21 protein-coding genes are annotated in these 17314 nt (G+C 44.5%); 12 read left to right on the forward strand and 9 right to left on the reverse strand.

Annotation, left to right across the window (positions count from 1 at the left end; genetic code table 11):
• Window positions 1-36: 36 nt before the first annotated feature.
• Window positions 37-744: a tRNA pseudouridine(55) synthase TruB gene (gene truB, locus OO016_RS01345; RefSeq protein WP_266010227.1), complete on the forward strand. Its 708-nt coding sequence runs from the start codon at window positions 37-39 to the stop codon at window positions 742-744.
• A gap of 49 nt (window positions 745-793) precedes the next feature.
• Complete coding sequence (locus OO016_RS01350; RefSeq protein ID WP_266010228.1) at window positions 794-1519, forward strand: hypothetical protein; 726 nt, start codon at window positions 794-796, stop codon at window positions 1517-1519.
• Here the strand turns inward: OO016_RS01350 and OO016_RS01355 are convergent.
• The 5 genes from OO016_RS01355 to OO016_RS01375 all read right to left on the reverse strand — a co-directional run bounded on the left by OO016_RS01355 (window position 1478) and on the right by OO016_RS01375 (window position 7386).
• Entirely contained in the window at window positions 1478-2128 is a 651-nt protein-coding gene (locus tag OO016_RS01355) for a thioredoxin family protein (RefSeq protein WP_266010229.1), read from the reverse strand. The genes OO016_RS01350 and OO016_RS01355 overlap by 42 nt on opposite strands.
• A gap of 151 nt (window positions 2129-2279) precedes the next feature.
• Window positions 2280-3680, reverse strand: a complete 1401-nt coding sequence (locus OO016_RS01360; protein ID WP_266010230.1) for a TolC family protein — start codon at window positions 3678-3680, stop codon at window positions 2280-2282.
• A 1-nt stretch (window position 3681) separates the two neighbouring features.
• Window positions 3682-5034, reverse strand: a complete 1353-nt coding sequence (locus tag OO016_RS01365) for an HlyD family secretion protein (protein WP_266010231.1) — start codon at window positions 5032-5034, stop codon at window positions 3682-3684.
• A gap of 5 nt (window positions 5035-5039) precedes the next feature.
• Window positions 5040-6707: a peptidase domain-containing ABC transporter gene (locus OO016_RS01370; protein ID WP_266010232.1), complete on the reverse strand. Its 1668-nt coding sequence runs from the start codon at window positions 6705-6707 to the stop codon at window positions 5040-5042.
• Window positions 6700-7386, reverse strand: coding sequence for a TetR/AcrR family transcriptional regulator (locus OO016_RS01375; protein WP_266010233.1), 687 nt, complete (start codon window positions 7384-7386; stop codon window positions 6700-6702). The genes OO016_RS01370 and OO016_RS01375 overlap by 8 nt, the downstream gene beginning before the upstream one ends.
• A gap of 199 nt (window positions 7387-7585) precedes the next feature.
• Between OO016_RS01375 and OO016_RS01380 the strand changes: the two genes are divergently transcribed.
• Entirely contained in the window at window positions 7586-7912 is a 327-nt protein-coding gene (locus OO016_RS01380; protein ID WP_266010234.1) for a hypothetical protein, read from the forward strand.
• A gap of 39 nt (window positions 7913-7951) precedes the next feature.
• Window positions 7952-8305 carry a hypothetical protein gene (locus tag OO016_RS01385; protein WP_266010235.1) on the forward strand — a complete coding sequence of 118 codons (354 nt, stop codon included), beginning with the start codon at window positions 7952-7954 and terminating at the stop codon, window positions 8303-8305.
• A 148-nt stretch (window positions 8306-8453) separates the two neighbouring features.
• Here the strand turns inward: OO016_RS01385 and OO016_RS01390 are convergent, their stop codons facing one another.
• Window positions 8454-9377 (reverse strand): LysR family transcriptional regulator, encoded by a 924-nt coding sequence (locus OO016_RS01390; RefSeq protein WP_266010236.1) that lies wholly within the window; start codon window positions 9375-9377, stop codon window positions 8454-8456.
• 82 nt (window positions 9378-9459) lie between these two features.
• On the opposite strand from OO016_RS01390, the gene OO016_RS01395 reads away from it, so the two are divergent.
• From OO016_RS01395 to OO016_RS01430, 8 genes are all read left to right on the forward strand, one after another.
• On the forward strand, window positions 9460-9720 hold the full coding sequence (locus OO016_RS01395; RefSeq protein ID WP_266010237.1) for a hypothetical protein: 261 nt from the start codon (window positions 9460-9462) through the stop codon (window positions 9718-9720).
• 30 nt (window positions 9721-9750) lie between these two features.
• Window positions 9751-10032, forward strand: a complete 282-nt coding sequence (locus tag OO016_RS01400; RefSeq protein ID WP_266010238.1) for a hypothetical protein — start codon at window positions 9751-9753, stop codon at window positions 10030-10032.
• 187 nt (window positions 10033-10219) lie between these two features.
• Complete coding sequence (locus OO016_RS01405; RefSeq protein ID WP_266010239.1) at window positions 10220-11653, forward strand: NADP-dependent isocitrate dehydrogenase; 1434 nt, start codon at window positions 10220-10222, stop codon at window positions 11651-11653.
• 13 nt (window positions 11654-11666) lie between these two features.
• Window positions 11667-11999: a hypothetical protein gene (locus tag OO016_RS01410; protein ID WP_266010240.1), complete on the forward strand. Its 333-nt coding sequence runs from the start codon at window positions 11667-11669 to the stop codon at window positions 11997-11999.
• Between the two features lie 8 nt (window positions 12000-12007).
• Window positions 12008-12970 carry a sodium-dependent bicarbonate transport family permease gene (locus OO016_RS01415; protein ID WP_266010241.1) on the forward strand — a complete coding sequence of 321 codons (963 nt, stop codon included), beginning with the start codon at window positions 12008-12010 and terminating at the stop codon, window positions 12968-12970.
• Between the two features lie 51 nt (window positions 12971-13021).
• Window positions 13022-13582: a DNA-3-methyladenine glycosylase I gene (locus tag OO016_RS01420; protein WP_266010242.1), complete on the forward strand. Its 561-nt coding sequence runs from the start codon at window positions 13022-13024 to the stop codon at window positions 13580-13582.
• Entirely contained in the window at window positions 13569-14156 is a 588-nt protein-coding gene (locus OO016_RS01425) for a hypothetical protein (protein WP_266010243.1), read from the forward strand. The genes OO016_RS01420 and OO016_RS01425 overlap by 14 nt, the downstream gene beginning before the upstream one ends.
• Window positions 14143-14829, forward strand: coding sequence for a DUF2490 domain-containing protein (locus OO016_RS01430; RefSeq protein WP_266010244.1), 687 nt, complete (start codon window positions 14143-14145; stop codon window positions 14827-14829). Before OO016_RS01425 ends, OO016_RS01430 begins: the two co-directional genes overlap by 14 nt.
• Here the strand turns inward: OO016_RS01430 and aat are convergent.
• Genes aat through OO016_RS01445 form a run of 3 tightly spaced genes read right to left on the reverse strand, consistent with a single transcriptional unit; the run spans window position 14812 to window position 17311 of the window.
• Entirely contained in the window at window positions 14812-15474 is a 663-nt protein-coding gene (aat, locus tag OO016_RS01435) for a leucyl/phenylalanyl-tRNA--protein transferase (protein ID WP_266010245.1), read from the reverse strand. The genes OO016_RS01430 and aat overlap by 18 nt on opposite strands.
• A 34-nt stretch (window positions 15475-15508) precedes the next feature.
• Window positions 15509-16888 carry a short-chain fatty acid transporter gene (locus OO016_RS01440; protein WP_266010246.1) on the reverse strand — a complete coding sequence of 460 codons (1380 nt, stop codon included), beginning with the start codon at window positions 16886-16888 and terminating at the stop codon, window positions 15509-15511.
• A gap of 45 nt (window positions 16889-16933) precedes the next feature.
• Window positions 16934-17311, reverse strand: coding sequence for a DUF3127 domain-containing protein (locus OO016_RS01445; RefSeq protein ID WP_266010247.1), 378 nt, complete (start codon window positions 17309-17311; stop codon window positions 16934-16936).
• Between the last annotated feature and the right edge of the window lie 3 nt (window positions 17312-17314).

Below are 17314 nucleotides of genomic sequence, written 5' to 3' on the forward strand. Positions count from 1 at the left end.
AAAGATCACAGGAACCACTGAACATATAATAAAGAATTGAAAACCAAGGATGAATTTTTAGAAGGGCAGGTACTCCTGATCGACAAACCACTGGAATGGAGTTCATTCCAGGCTGTAAATGCCGTTCGCTGGGCAATTAGCAAACGATTCAAGATCAAAAAGATCAAAGTGGGGCATGCCGGCACCCTTGACCCCCTTGCCACGGGTTTATTGCTGATCTGCACTGGAAAATACACCAAAAAAATAGCAGAACTACAGGGTCTGAACAAAGAATATACAGGTACCATTACACTTGGTGCCAGAACCCCGTCCTATGATCTTGAGACGGAAATATCAGAAGAGTTCCCAACCAGCCATATTGATGAGCAACTCTTGCTGGAAACAGCTAAATCTTTTGTTGGAACCATCCTCCAGGCCCCTCCTGTATTCTCAGCGGTTAAGAAAAAAGGGAAGAGGCTTTATGAATATGCCAGACAAGGGAAAGAAGTAGAAGTAACAGCCCGGGAAGTCACCATCCATGAGTTTGAAATTACCAGGATCGAGATGCCTGAAATAAGGTTTCGGGTAGTCTGTGGGAAAGGTACCTATATCCGTTCTCTGGCCCATGATTTTGGCAAGGCACTCAAAAGCGGGGCTTATCTATCTGAACTCAGGAGAACCAAAATAGGGGATTTCAACGTAAATAAGGGGATTTCCCCTGTTGAATTCAGGGAAAATTTGCATATTGAGGAACCGAGGACCTGAATAACTGGTCTTTAATACCTCAAATAAACCTATAACGCTGCGTAACCTGATGAATTTAAATCGCAACCAGCTTTCTTTGCTTATCACCGTATTCTCACTGTCTATCGTGGTGCTCCTGCTCTTTAACGTGCACCTGGGTGCCGGGGAGGAAGACGAATACGTGATAGAACTGAGCCTTGCCGATGAAGATCTGCAGGAATTGCTGGAACAGGAAGAGCAAAAGCAACAGGAGCTCAACGCAGACCCGATTAAAAGCCACATGGCCCTTAATGAGGCTGCAAAACCCACTATTGAAGAGCCAGAACCTTTTAAGACCCTGGAAGAAATAATGGCGGAAAAAGCCATGGCGGAAGATACCGAGGGCGCCAAGGATTTCCTGAGCTCAGCCGATGGTTATAATGCCAACCTTCAGGAAATGTTGAAGCAAAGGGAACTCAACAAACAAAAACTTGAAGAACTGGAAGCCAAAAAGAAGGAATTCACCAACAACCTCAAGGACAGGCGACCCTCAGTTACCTATTCCCTGGTAGATCGGCAGCATTATGAGGTACCTCCCCCAATATATACCTGCATTGAAGGAGGAACAGTAGTTATCAATATTAAGGTGGACGGCGACGGATATGTAAGAGAAGCCTTATTTAATAGCAAAAGTTCAAATACTACCAATGGCTGTCTGGTGGACAATGCCATATCTTATGCCCTAAAAGCCCGGTTTGATCCTGCAGCGAAAGCCTTACAAATTGGCACTATTACCTACGTTTTCCAAAGCAAGTAACGTTATTAGTTCATTAAAGGTTTCCTGACCCTTGTCCTTATTGTACCAGTTTTGAAGTTCCTCCCTGAACTCTGCGGTCAGTTTTCCGTGTTCCTTCTTGTAGTGCGCTACCATTTTTCCCGCAACAGCAGGCCTCGGTCCCCATTCTCCTTTTACCTCAAGCGAATTTGCATCCAGCATAATCAACTTTGGTATTGAACGCGCTCCATTGGTAAGGAAGTGATCCATGAGTTTGGGATGCTCATCCCTTTGGAGAATCTTTAAATCGATCCCCGGGTTTAATTCCGCAATTTTATTCATTGCCGGGATGGTGTGTGCTGCGTCTCCACACCAACTTTCAGTAAGAACAAGCCAGATCACTTTGCCACTAAAGGCTTTAATGCCCTTCATCTGCTCATCAGTAATCTTGAGGGTTTTATCCCATCGCTTCATCCTCCTGTTGTTCAGCAGGGTATAATTTATATAGGACACTGTTTTATCACCTGTAGTGTCTCCGGATTCTGCCAATGCCAAAACCAGTTTTCGATAGTCCTCATAGGAGGTGGCCTTTGGCAGGGCAGCTCTGATATTATAGGCTATTTCCTTTTTGAGTTCTGTATCTGTAGTCATTTTTGATATGCTCTTTCAAACTTATCAGTAGGGTATTATACAAAAACCTTACACCCTGCTTCTGTAATTTTCCTAATGTTCTTAGCCCGCGTCAATTATCGCAAGAATAAACGGTTTACAAACACGAATTATTCATAGGGCATAAATCCTGTTAAAGGTTTTTGGGATTAATGGCCAGGCTGCGAAACAGCTTAGCCTTGGCGTAGTAATATTTATTCTGGACCTGGTTCCTTTTGAGCTCTGCCTCTATAAGCTTGCTTTCGCGGGAATTAATGAGAAACAGGGAGCTTTCCCCAAAACTAAACTTGCGTTCTTCTGCAGATAACAACGTCTGATAATCAGTAACTATGGATGAGATCAGGCGGTTCTGGTTATCAAAAGACTCTAATTCCCTGTATATCGCCCGGATCTTGTTCCTGATCTCCACCTCTGCATTGTCAAACTCGAAACGGGCATCATTGAGTTTAAATTTAGCAAGCTTAAGATCTCCACGCTCCTTTCTCAGAAAAAGTGGAAAGCTCACGTTGATCCCTCCCTTATACTCATCTGTAACAAAAGAATTGATCAATTCCGGGGTTTCAGTAAGGAAGTTGTATTCCAGGTCTATCCGGGGCAATAATTTATTGGCCTTAAGCCTTTTGTCTACCTCAAGTCCGGCCACCTTATATTCCAGGGAACGCAGCTTCGGGTGGTTTTCCAGCGTAAAACTATCCAGGGGGGTCCCGCCAATTTCCAGGGTGGTATCAATCACCTCATCCATAGAAATGTCCGGGATAACATTCTCCTGAAGTTCAACAGGGACATTATCAGCCAACCACAGGAAATTAGCAAGCTGAAGGGATTTATTGAAATATTTAACCTTGGCCTGTTCCAGACTCAGCTCACGATTCTCCATCGCAATCCTCGCTTCAACCGTATCAATGGCTGCAAGATCACCTGCCAGGGCACTTTTCCTTATACCCTCAAATCGAATCCGGGCATTTTTCAGGAAGTTCCTGTATACCTCCTGGTCGCGATATGCCTGCAACCAGTCGAAATAGGCGGCAGAAGCCTCAAATAAAATAGTGTTGACCGCCAGGTCTCTGTCGGCCACAGTCTGCTCCCTAAAGAACTTGGCTTTCCTCAGGGTGGCCATCCGGTCATTTATCCATAAACCCTGTCCTACCGGAACAGATACGCCAGCACTGTAGAGACCATCTATTGGTACGGTCTCATCAGGATTGATAAAGGCCCCTTCGTTCTGCTCAAAATTTCCCTTCAATTCAATCCCAAACCAGGTTGGCACCTTAAAGGTGGCATTCAATCGATCCCAGTATTCTGTGCCCTTGAACTGTTTGCGCTCATAGTCCAGCTCCAGCTTTGGGTCAAAGCCACCCCTTGCCTTCATAAGGTTAGCCTGCCCCACTCCAATCTGTAATTCTGCCTGGCGCGCAATAGGGTGGTATTTTTTCACATAACCCAGGTACTCCTTGAAATTAAGCACAAGAGTGTCCTGAGCCATTCCCTCAAATAGGCTCAACAGAATCAGTGCTATGAAAACTAAGCGTTTCATCTTATTTTTTATCTGCTGTTTTGCTATCGTCAAGCGGTTGATAATAATTTGGCGGAAAGCCATTTAGCTGCCTCCATAATTCAAACCAGATAGGCACATCTTCCAGGAGAGCCAGGGTATTGGCTCCAGAACCTACCCTCAGATCCTCCGGCCAGGCATGGTCATCCGGATCCGGCGCTACCAGTATTCGGTACTTTCCGTTGTTGCTGATAAAGGTTTCTATAGCCACTACCTCGCCCCCATAAGTCCCGTAAGAGACGTTGGGCCATCCGCTGAATATTATTACGGGCCAGCCGTCAAACTGAATTCGAACCTTCTCTCCTATGTGGATCAGGGGCAGGTCTATGGGCTCCACAAAGGTTTCTACAGCCATTTCGTAATCTGACGGCATAATGCCAACCAATTGCTCTCCTTCCTTAAAGGTCTCACCTACCCCAGCGCGGATAGCCTTGTTTATAAATCCATTTTGGGGTGCCTTGATATAGTACATCTCATTGCGAATCTCATAATTGCTCTGCTCATTCTGCAATTTAGTAACCTGGGCTTCTGTATCGAATCTATTGCTCTCGGCAGTAAACTTTTCGCTTTGTGCCTTGGAAATCTTATCGGTATACTCCGCCCTTACCCTGTTGATTTCTATTTCTGCATTGATCACTTCATTCTTGCTGGCCAGGAGTTTGTTCTGCTGTGAGATCAGTTTGGCCTGGGCCTCCTGCAACTTCAGGCGTTTTTCTTCCACACTGGTTACAGGCTTAAGACCTTCACCCTCCAATTGAACCACCCGGTCATACTGCCGGTTAGCAATGGTAATATTTGTTTTAGCTGCCTCCAGGTCAATACTATCACTCTGCACTTTCAATCTGGCCTGCATTAGTTTGTTCCTTGCCTGGGTAAGCTTTAATCCCTGCTCCTTAGTAAGTGCTTCAATCTGGTTATTTAAAGCTTTTACCTTCTCCTGATACGAGTTTACCGATAGGGATTTGGCCTGGATTTGCTGTCCAGTACGCTCTACCAGTTGAGGATCAAAGTACTCATTCTTAATTTCAGATATATGCAGAATGGTGTCTCCTTTTTTAACAAAATCCCCCTCCCTAACATACCAGCGCTCAATTCTTCCGGGAATTGGAGATTGAATGGTTTGCGGTCGCTGATCCGGTTTCAGTGTGGTCAGAAATCCTTTTCCTGAAATGGTCTGCGTCCAGGGCAAAAACAACACGATCATCATTATCCCCGCAAACACCAGCAAGAAACGATTAAGATGCTTGTAGTGCTTCCTGTGGAATACCTTGCGGGCAGAGTTAAACCTGTGCAGGTCTACCTTCTGATTTAATTTATTAGGTGATATATTGAGCATGATGCTTAACTTTCTTCTGTTACTCTTCCGTTTGTCATGGTTATTATTCGGCCGCATCGGCTTTTCCAATCCATATTCTGGCTTACCACAATTAAGGCCCAGGGGTTGGCAGGATCTGTCAGGAAATCCATTATTTTTCTAGCTTCGTCCCGGTCAAAATGATCCAGCGGATCTTTGAGAATTAATAGCCTCGGTCGCTTTACAATGCTCCGTGCCAGTACTATTTTCTTGGAAATAACGTAGGGGATTTGCCTGCCTTCCGGATAGAGTGTGGTTTTCAGACCAAAAGGTTGTTCTTTCACAAACTCCGTTAAGCCCACATTTTCAAGGGCCCAGTATACGTCTTCCTCTGAAATATTCTTATCTCCAAAGGTGATGTTTTCCAGAATAGTCCCTTCAAATGGGGATTCCTCAGCAAGGGATTTCCCTATATGCGAACGGTAATAATTCAGGTGAAGGCTCTTCAGAGACACATTATTCACATAGATAGAGCCACTAGACGGTTCAATAATCCCTGCTATCATTCTTAACAGCGTAGACTTACCCGAGCCACTTTTTCCCTGCAGGAGAATGGTACAATCCGGTGTTATAGAAAAGGAAACGTCCTGAACTATATTTTTTTCCAGCTCCGGTACTTTGTAGCTTACCTTGTCCAGCTCAACCACAAAACCTTGATTCTCCGCAAAGGGTTTTTCTCCCTCCTGGGGCTCCAGTTCCTTGTCTACCACCTGCCCCAGTTTTTCCAGGGAAGTAAGCAGGTCATAAAAGGTTTCCAGCCCAAGTATAAGTTTTTCAACGGAGCTGATCACCAATAGGATAATGATCTCAGCGGCAACAAACTGTCCGATATTCATCTCCTGATTGAGTACGAGTATTCCCCCAATCAGCAGCAATCCAATAGTTACCAATACCTTGAAACCAATCATTTGTATGAACTGAATTACTAGTATCTTAAAATGGCTTTCCCTTGCGATCAGGTAGCCGGAAACCAGGTTATCATTTTTGTCCATGGCAAGACTGGTCCGGCCGGACAACTTGAAACTGACAATGGAACGGGCCACTTCCTGTATCCAGTGGGCAACTTTGTACTTGTTTTTAGATTCTTCCAGACTGGTTTCAAGCCCTTTTTGAGCGGTGAATTTGAAAACCAGATAAATCAGAATAAGCAACAGAATACCATAGATGATAAAGAAGGGGTGATAGAAGGACAGCAGCATCAGCCCAAACAATATCTGCAATACAGCCGCAGGAAAATCTATTAGAATTTTGGCAAGGCCTTTTTGAACCGTCAGGGTATCAAAGAATCGATTTGCCAACTCCGGTGGATAAAAATTCTGGAGTGCACTCATCCTGATCTTGGGAAAGCGATAGGAAAACTCAAACGAAGCCCTGGTGAAGATCTTTTGCTGGACATTTTCTATAATCCTGATCTGCATCAGCTGCAGCATCCCCCCAAAAGCAACACCAAGGGTGACCAGAATAACCAGTACGATCCAGGAAGTGCTTACCTGGGCACCCTGAATCAGGTTTATAATCGCCTGTATACCGAGTGGCAGGGTGAGGTTCACCAATCCCGCAAAAATGGCGTAGTAAAAGGTTTGTAAAATATCCCGCTTATCCAGTTTGAGCATTCCAATTAAACGCTGCCAGGCGGAAAGTACATTCTTAGCCATTGTAATCTTTTTTTAAGGTTTTAAACACCAGGTCCACAAAAAACTCGGCTGGTGGTACTTTTTCATTGCAATCCGTCATGGACGAAAAATGGTCCATAAGAAAATATTGATGCAGACCGCCTTCCAGAATTGAACTGGCAAGGCTCGCAGGATAAGGGTAAGAGGAATTAACGTCCTGTATCATTTCCCGTATCCGGTTCACCAGCCTTTTGTAAATGATAAAATACCCCTCCTTGTTCTCCTGGTCTACCTCTTTGGTGAGATACGATTTAGAGTATTCGTTTATCACGATCTTATTCAGCAATACCTCGTTGATATGCGAAAAGGAAGCGTCCACTTCTGTTGCACGTGTCAGTATGCGAATGGCACTGGCCAGCTTATCCTCAGGTTTGGGAATACTATTAGTTGCAAATACAAGCTGGTACTCAAGCCAGCCCCAATACCAGGAAGTGAGGTAGAGCAGCAATTTGTGCTTGTTCTCGAAATAACGGTATACCGAGCTTTCATTGGAACCGATCTGCAGTCCGAGCTTTTTGAAGGTAAAGGCCTCAAACCCCAGGTCGTGTATCATTACAATACTGTGCTCAATGATTCGCCTTCCGAGGTCTGACGACTCAGGGTCCTTTACATATATCTTATCGTTGATGTTAATCTTTACAGACTTTAGCAACTTTTCCATAATCATTCCGTTAATCGAACACAAATATAATAGTATTACTATCATACTTTGATAGTTTAACTTACTTTTAACACCAGTAATACTTTTCAGAATCTTTCTGAATGCTATATTCGCAATAAACAATAGTAGTTTTTAGTAAAGTCACTGATTAATGTTCCTAATCCGGCCATATTTTGCGATATTTGTAATAACATCAGTTATGTCTCATGCCCAGGAAAAAGTGTATTCCCTTAACGCTTATGAATTCGAGGCGCCCCGCATGGAAACTTCACTTGATCCTGCGCAAACCAAACTGGAGATGGACAAGGATAAGCAGCTAACAATTCCCGAACCCCTGCTGCGCAGTATTCTGAATCAGGGAGGTATAGGCAGGGCAGTAAACATTTACGGAAAGGCTTTGGTCATTGAAGAAGTAAACCCGCTGATGGATGGATCCGTGGAATTGGTTATGCGCAAGGAAAACGGCAAATCCTTTTTCAATTTTTATCCAAAGGTCAGGGCCAGACTGAGTCCCAATGCAAATTAAAAGTGAAATCTATAACAACAGTGTTTTAAACCTAATCTTATGAAAGCTATTTTATTGAGTATCGTACTGATGGGATGGTTCAATTTTATGCAACCTGATCCCGGCATGCAAGAGATCCAAGTGAATGATGTACTGGTTATACAGCAGCCCTCGGGCCCTGATTTCAAACATATTCACTTTCCAAAGAAGAATTTTATCATCAAAAGAGGAGGCATTGCCAACATGAAGCAACTGGCTGGCAAAAAAGTGATAGTAGAAGCGATTTCCTATGATAAAGATGGCTCTACCTTAATTACGCTTAGCAGGCAGGATGGCATGAAATTCTTCAGGGCTTTTCCTACTGTAAAGGCTTCTTTAGAAGACGCACTCGATTCAGGCGAATTGCGTAAATAAAAATTCTACAAGCACCGGCCGCAAGCAGATTCCATACCGTTAACTCATTCGTTCTCAGGTCGGTGCTTTCTTTCCTCTTTTTTATCCCAAAAGCACTGAAAAGCTTTGCCCTGCACTGGTAATTTTATCAGGATTTTCCGGCAAAGTGTTAATATTCATCAATCCAACTGAAAACATCGGCTATAATTCCTTTCTTTTCCTTTTCCAGATATTCGAGGAATGCCTCGGCTGCAGGGGAGAGGGCTTTGGACTTAAGCCAAATCAGGTTCCAGGTAGTGCTGATGGGCAAGCCCGTAACCGGGATAATCTGAAGGTCATTATTCTTCAACTCATTCTTAATCCCTATCAAAGGCATAATTGAACATCCCAGGCCAGCTATAACGGCCTGTTTCACAGCCTCGTTCGAGGTTAATTCTATCTTCTTCTGAGAGGGCAGCCTGATTTTGGCAAGGAAGGCTTCCATTGCATTCCTAGTGGCAGACCCCGGTTCTCTGAATATCAATGGCAATTCTTCAAAAAGCTGGCGCTTACTGGCCTTGCCTTTTAAATTAAGCTTTGAGGATCCTACAAAGTAAAGCTTGTTTTCCATTAGCTCCACGGTATTAACCTTAAGTTTCCTGGGAAGCACCGACACCATGGCAAAATCTACCTCGTTGTTTTCAAGGCTTTCTACAACCCGGGATTTATTGGTAACATCCATGACCAGATCAACTCCCCGGTGCTGATCCATAAAACCCGACAGAAAGTAGGGGATAACATACTTCCCGGTAGACACCACTGAAATATTAAGGCGCCCGGTGAGTTTCCCTTTATAGGAAAGCGTCTTGTAGTTAATGGCATACACTTCGTTAATTATTTTTTCCGCTGCTTCTGCTATCTCTTTGCCAAATTCTGTAATGAATAATTGCCTGCCCACCACCTCAGTAAGCGGAATTGAAAACTGATCCTGGAATTTTTTAAGCTGTATGGACACCGCCGGCTGGGTAAGGTGCAATTCCTCCGATGCCTTTGTAATGCTCTGATGTTGAGCGATTTTGAGAAACACCTGAAGTTGATGCAATGTATAATTCATAACTTTTATTTATGTTTTATATTACAAATATAAATAATTATTTATCATATAAATTTATAACCTTTGCGGCAGAAATAAAAAGATGGGAAAAAATTCTATGCAAAACCTTCCGTTGGAACAGGGCGTAATAAGGCTCAAAACCATTCCAATTAGAAGCCAGAGTAAAAAAGAAAAGCGAAAGGTATTCATTGATGCCTTTCTTTTTTTGCTCTTTCTGAACCTGATTGGCGTGGCCATAGTGGTCTCGTGCATCAACAATTACCTGTTTCTGGATCAATTGCTGACAGGAGGATTTATCGTCCTTGCCCTTGGAACCATCAAATGGATAAGTAAAGAAAATTAATCCGTGGGTCACCACGCAGTAACAGCAAATATGAAAACAAAACAAAACATTCAACTGGTAGACGGTGAATTCACACCATCTGAAGCCTCAGACGTAATCATGTCGCTGATCGAGCAGAAGATCAATTTCCACAAATTACAGCGCCTTGCCCTCTGTGAAGGTTTCTATGGTGCTGACACGGAATATCCCGATGGTCGCATAGGCGAACTGGAGACAGAAAAAGAAATCGCCAGAGATTTCATAGCCCAGGTACGTCACCAGGGAAAAAGATTAAAGATCAACGGCGTACTGGAAATCACCTTGATGGACTAGCCCAAAGAGGTCCTAGCAACAGGGAAGATTTCAACCCCCAGACGGAACAGCTGATAAGATTGAATCTTATTTAATCTAAAGCATAAATTATATTAATGTTTTGAATAAATATATTAAATATATATAAATGCTTTTTTTGGGTTTTATGTCGCTGAAAAACAACAACTCATAATTATTAATCATAGTAATGGATACCATAACCATAGCGAAAGGAGACGGGATAGGTCCGGAAATTATGGATGCTACATTGAGCATCCTGAAGGCTGCAGGTGCTGCCTTACAATACGAAGAAATTGAGATTGGTGAGCAGGTATACCTTGCTGGGAATACTGCTGGGATATCCCCTGAATCATGGGATAGTATTCGAAGAAATAAAGTCTTTCTGAAGGCCCCGATCACCACCCCTCAGGGAGGAGGCTACAAAAGCCTTAATGTTACCACGCGCAAAACGCTGGGACTGTATGCAAACGTGAGGCCCTGTAAAAGTCTTCATCCCTATGTAGACACCAAGCATCCCAACATGGATGTGGTAATCATCAGGGAGAACGAAGAAGACCTTTATGCCGGGATAGAACATCAGCAAACAGACGAAGTAGTACAGTGCCTTAAACTTATCAGCAGGCCAGGTTGTGAAAAAATCATAAGGTATGCTTTCGAGTTTGCCCGTCAGTACGGAAGAAAGAAGGTGACTTGCTTCACCAAAGACAACATTATGAAGCAAACCGATGGTTTGTTCCACGAGGTATTTGACGAAGTAGCTGCTGAATATACCGATATCGAAAACGAACACTGGATCGTGGATATCGGAGCTGCAAAAATGGCCGATACCCCGGAAGCATTTGATGTAATTGTTATGCCCAACCTGTACGGGGACATTATGTCTGACGTAGCGGCTCAAATCACCGGTTCTGTAGGGTTAGCTGGTTCTGCCAACATTGGAGAGGAGTGCGCTATGTTTGAAGCTATCCACGGTTCTGCCCCAAGAAGGGCAGGTCAGAATATGGCTAATCCCTCGGGTTTGCTCCACGGTGCAATCATGATGCTGAATCACCTGGGGCAAAACAATGTAGCTGAGAAAATCCACAACGCCTGGTTGAAAACCATAGAAGATGGGGTACACACTTATGATATCTACAAGGAAGGCGTAAGCAGAGAAAAAGTAGGTACCAGAGAATTTGCACAGGCCATTATAGCCCGCCTGGGACAGGAACCGGCTACGCTGCCCAGAGCTGAGTACAGGCAGACCAAACCACTGGACTTGCCCAAATACAAAAGAAAGCCCCAGGCAAACAAAGAACTGGTTGGAGTGGATCTTTTTGTACACTGGAGTGGTGAAGATGCTAATAAAATTGGTGCTATTCTGCAGAAAATAGACAACGAACACGCCAAACTCTCGATGGTAACAAACAGGGGCATCAAGGTATGGCCCAAAGGATTCAAGGAAACCTTTTGCACGGATCACTGGAGATGCAGGTATTCCTCTACCAATGGGAAAATTGACAAGGATACCATAGTCCGACTACTATCAGATGCCAACGCACAGAACATCGACGTGATCAAAACCGAGAATCTATACAAATTTGATGGAAAGCAGGCTTACTCGTTGGGTCAGGGGCAGTAAAAAAAGTCCAAGGTTGAGCAAAAAATCCCCGGGGCGGCACTCCTCTGCCCCGGGGAATATTACCCTGGTAAAAGGCACCTTCGCACCTTCGGAAGCTGCCGATGTCCTGTTAACGCTGATCAACGACAAGATCAAGTTCCACAGCATACAGATCCTCAACCTGAGGGAAGGATCTGAAGATGACATTGCCAATTCCGAGGAAAGGATCAAAGCGCTGAGAACCGCCAAAGCAGAAATCACCAAAATGGTTGTTGAAGCCAGGAATAAAGACCTGGTCCTTGAAATAAACAGCAGCATCAACATTCAGATGAGACCACGGCCCGTGGACAAGGAAATCAACCACTAACGCCTTATATGGATTTACACCTTCTTCTTGACAATCTTACCAACCCGGCACTGTTATTCTTTTTCCTGGGCATAATTGCAGTCCAACTCAAAAGCGACCTGGAAATCCCGGCAAACTCTTCTAAGTTCATATCCCTCTACCTCCTATTTTCAATTGGTTTTAAAGGCGGACAGGAACTTGCCCATAGCGAACTTAACCTGGAAATCCTGTGGTCCCTGCTATTCGGGATCTTCCTGGCCCTTTTGGTCCCACTCTACACTTTTTTCATCCTGAAAAAGAAATTCAGTATTGAAAATGCAGGGGCTATTGCAGCTGCATACGGCTCGGTGAGTGCGGTAACCTTCGTAACGGCTGTCTCTTTCCTCGAGATCGAGCATATCACGTTCGGAGGCCATATGGTAGCTGTAATGGCACTAATGGAAGCCCCTTCAATAATCATTGGAGTACTACTGATGTCTGTTTTCGCAAAGAGCTACAAGAAGGGCATTAAAATGGGTAAGATTGTCCACCATGCCCTGACCAATGGAAGTGTATTACTGATACTGGGAAGCCTGGTTATTGGCTTTCTCACCAGTGACGCTCAGGCCAGGGGCATTGCTCCCTTTACCACGGATATATTCAAGGGATTCCTTGCCGTTTTCCTTTTAGATATGGGAATTACAAGTGGGAAAAAATTATCAACATTTCTCCGAAAAGGGGGTTTTGCCACCATATTTTCTATAGTAGCCCCTATTATCAATGGATGCGCGGTTGCCGTGGCCAGTGGACTCATAACGGACAGTATTGGAAACCGCTTTCTCTTTTCTATTCTCGCAGCAAGTGCCTCTTATATTGCAGTGCCCGCGGCGATGCGACTGGCAGCACCCAAGGCCAACCCCAGCCTTTATATCCCTATGGCACTGGCCATTACGTTTCCCTTCAACATCACCCTGGGAATGCCTATATACCTCTTTATCATTCAATTGACCTAGACCTGGTCAAAGAGGGGGAAAATCTGTATCTTCAATATTAATTGTACTACCATGAAGAACAGATGTGGCTGGTGTTTGGGAGATTCGCTCTATGAAGCGTACCACGATGAAGAATGGGGCGTTCCCGTTAAGGATGACCATAAGCTTTTCGAATTTCTGATCCTGGAGACCTTCCAGGCCGGATTAAGCTGGATCACGGTTCTGCGTAAACGGGAGAACTTCAGGAAGGCCTTTGATCAGTTCGACTACCATAAAATTGCCCGATACAACGAAGCCAAAATTGAAGATTTGCTAAAGGATGCTGGTATCATCAGGAACCGCTTGAAGGTTCTTGCCACCATAAGCAATGCCAGGGCATTTATGAAGGTTCAGGACGAGTTTGGAAGCTTCAGCGACTACATATGGGGTTTTGTAGGAGGACAGCCTATCCGGAATAAGCTTAAGGACTATCGGAACGGCCCTGCGACAACCCCGCTTTCGGATGCGATTAGCAAAGACCTTAAAAAACGTGGCTTTAAATTTGTGGGCAGTACGGTAGTCTATGCCCATATGCAGGCAACCGGAATGGTTAATGATCATGAAATCTCATGCTTTCGATATGAAGAAGTATAGCTTTTACCTCTCCTTGTTGCTGTTATTATTAGCAACTGCCGGCTGGTCCCAGAACAAATATGAACGCGAATTCCGGATCAAAAAATCACAATTTCCTGAAAATGCCCATGCTTTCCTGAAAGATGAATTGCAAAACGCAAAACGCATTCGGTACTACAAGGAAGTGGATAGCAGCAAGGTCAGCTATGAGGTTAAGTTTAAAAAAGAACGCCTCTTCTACAGTATCGAATTTGATGCCTCAGGAGAACTGGAAGATGTTGAAATCCTGATTAAGGAGGCAGACATGCCCAATTCCAGCTATGAGGCCATAGACGGCTATCTCAAAGGCTATTTTACCAAATACCGGATCCGGAAAATCCAACAGCAATATACCCTTGCTGCCTTTGGCACAGTTTCCAGCACCCTGAAAAATGCTTTCCAGAACATGATAGACCCAAAAATCAATTACGAATTGATAGTTGGAGGCGCAACGGATGCTAGTTTCCAGGATTATGAAATACTCTTCGATTCCGAGGGGAACTTCATTAGCATGAGAAAATCCCTTCCGGCCAATTACGATCATGTTCTCTATTAAGAAATTCCTCTTCCTTTCGGGTTTGTTATTCGTGATTTCTTCTTTATGGAGCCAGGATGATTTTGTCTCCTACTGGCAACCTGGGATTGCTGTAAACTACAAAGTTGCTCCTGGTTATGAGCACAATTTTTCCCTAACTAAGAGAAGCTTTACCTACAATGATTCTAACTTGCAGTTTGACGTACGACAACTGGATCTGGTTCATTTTTCCAAATGGAGGCTCCTGGACAATCAAAGTGTGGGTTTAGGGATTCAGTACCGATTCCGTAAAGTATTCGAACCGGATAGCGGCAATGAATTGCGGCTTACCCAGCAATACAACATCACCTTCAGACCAAGGACAATGAGGTTTGGCCACAGAATCAGGTCCGAACAGCGAATTTTCAGGGAGCAGACCATACATCGATTCAGGTATCGCCTTGCGCTCGACAGACCATTGGTTGGTGAAAAACTGGATGTTGGGGAACCTTATATTATAGGTGCCCTTGAAAGTCTTATCAGTGTAGGAGCAGGCCAAAGACCGGAATTCGATCAGCGGGTTGGGTTGAATATAGGATGGCTGGTATCGCAAAAAAGTAAAATACAGGCCGGACTGGAATACCGGCGTGAAGACTTTACTAATACCGGAGCAGATCTGTTGTTCCTCAATACTTCCTTAGTCCTGTCCCTTTAGGTATTTTAGAAAGGCTTCCCTGGGTATCTCTTCCGCCCCCATGAGCTCCAGGTGAGGTGTATACAGCTGGCAATCGATAAGCACATAGCCTTTTTGTTCCAGTTCTTCAACAAGCTTTATCAAGGCAAATTTGGAAGCATTGTCTACCAGGCTGAACATGCTTTCACCACAAAAAACATGTCCCAGATCAACCCCGTACAATCCCCCCACAAGTTTATCATCCTGCCATACCTCATAGGATTTGGCCATCCCGAGCTGGTACAATTTCAGGTAGGCATTTTTCATCTGATCGGTAATCCAGGTCCCTTCCTGCCCTGCCCTCGGTATACTTGCACAGAAATCTATTACTTCTTCAAAGGCTGTATTGATCCGAATTTCAAAAATATTGGACTTAATTACCTTCCTCATGCTCTTTGAAATCCTGACCCTGGAGGGAAACAAAACCATTCTGGGATCCGGGCACCACCATAAAATGAGGGAGTCCTCATTGAACCAGGGAAATATTCCGTTTTTGTAAGCCAGAATTAGTCGCTCCGGAGACAAGTCGCCCCCTACAGCAAGTAGTCCCTCTGAATTTGCACGGGAAACGGGAGGAAATTCAAGTTTTTCCGTCAGGAAACACAAAGGAGCATCTTCTTTTTCCACTACTTAAGCTTTTCCAGAAATTACAATAATCAAATCAGAATATCAAGAGGCCACAGACGTAAACGGCTATGCCTGCCAGCATAAACAGCAGCGTATACGGCAGTATTTCCTTTGCTTTCAGCTTGGTGATAGCCAGCAATGGAAGTGCCCAGAACGGCTGAAGCATATTGGTTATCTGATCTCCATATGCCAGCGCCATGATGGCCTTGGGCAGGGGGACATTTAGTTGCAGCGCAGTCTCCAGAATCATAGGCCCCTGAACCGCCCACTGGCCTCCTCCGCTGGGGACAAAAATATTGACCAGTCCTGCACTGAAAAAAGTATAAATAGGAAAGGTAAGCTCATTGGATATGGAGACAAAGAAGTCCGATATGCCATTGATCATACCACTGGAACCCATTATCCCCATAATCCCAAAATAGAGGGGAAACTGGATCAGAATCCCAGCCGTGTCACCAATGGCCGCCTCAACGGCATTTAAAAACCGGCTGAAACTGCCGTGCAGGATTAACGCAAGGCCAAGCATAAAAAAGTTGAGCATATTGGGTGTTATGTTGAGGCTCCTGAGCATTGGGGTATATTGCAGCAGGAAAGCAACTATAATCAGCAGGCCGAAAGCTGTGGCAAATATTTTGGAATGGTCCAGTCTTTCGGACAGGTTGGCCATACTTTCGGGTTCATGATCAAATTTATACTTACTCAGCTGATAGGTAGTTGGCGAACTGCGCTTGCCCATAAAATAGGCCATGAGGGAAATCAGGATCAATACGGCCATGAAAAGAATCAGGTTCCAGGAACTGAAAACCGTAAGTGAAGTGCTGATTGTATCCGGAAGATCCATCAAAAGCTGTTCTCCCGAGTAGCCAGACATCAGATCTTTCAGGTGGCCTTTTTCAGATACCTTGATGGGAGCTGATCCGCTGATCCCCCCATGCCACACCATTAAGCCTGCATAACCGGAAGCGCCTATCAGCGGGTAATTGATCTTAATTCCGTGTAACTGGGCATATTCGCCCACCTTACGTGCAAGTATGGCTCCAAAGATCAAACCCAGGCCCCAGTTAAAAAAGGACACGAGCATGGTTGGAAGGACTACCAGGACAGCTGCGTTTGCCGAGTTGGTAACATTTCGCGTTAGCAGTAATATCAGACGCTCCACAGGACTGCTCAGTACCAAAACATGGCCCAGCACCAGGATCAGCATCATCTGATAGGCAAAAACCAGCAACCCGTTGTTCCAGATCCCGGTTTCCCAGAAGGAGAGCAAAGCCTGAAGGTGGGGCTTGTCCGTGTTGTTTTCCGTAAACAACAGGGCCAGGACCAAGGTAAATAAAGTAAGGACTATGGCAATAGTGAAGGGTGAAGGCAGGAACCTTCGGAAAACCGTTTCAACAAAACGCGTAAATCTCATCATAGGGAAACGCTGCCTAAGCCAAAATCCCAGGGACAGAACAGATCATCAGAAGGGCAAGTCGTCATAATCTTCCTCCTTAAGATCGTCTACGGGCTCAAAGCTGTCCAATGGAGGTGTCGGTGGCGCTCCGCCTTCCTGCATTGCCTCTTCCAGGGCTTCAATACGCCATCCCTGAATAGAATTAAAGTATTTGGTTTCCCCCTGCGGATTGACCCATTCCCTTCCTCTCAGGTTAATGCTCACCCTTACCTGCTGACCAGTTGCAAATTTGTCCAGCAAGTCTGTTTTATCCTGTATAAACTCAATTAGCAGGTGTTGAGGGTATTGCTCTTCGGTTGTAATAACCAGTTCCCTTTTTCGGAATCCATTATTCCCGTAGGTTTTGGTCTCATCAATAAATTTTATCCTTCCTTGTATCTCCATCTT

Origin of the sequence: Lentiprolixibacter aurantiacus (assembly GCF_026241225.1) — a bacterium.
In the GTDB taxonomy this organism is placed as follows: domain Bacteria; phylum Bacteroidota; class Bacteroidia; order Flavobacteriales; family Flavobacteriaceae; genus Lentiprolixibacter; species Lentiprolixibacter aurantiacus.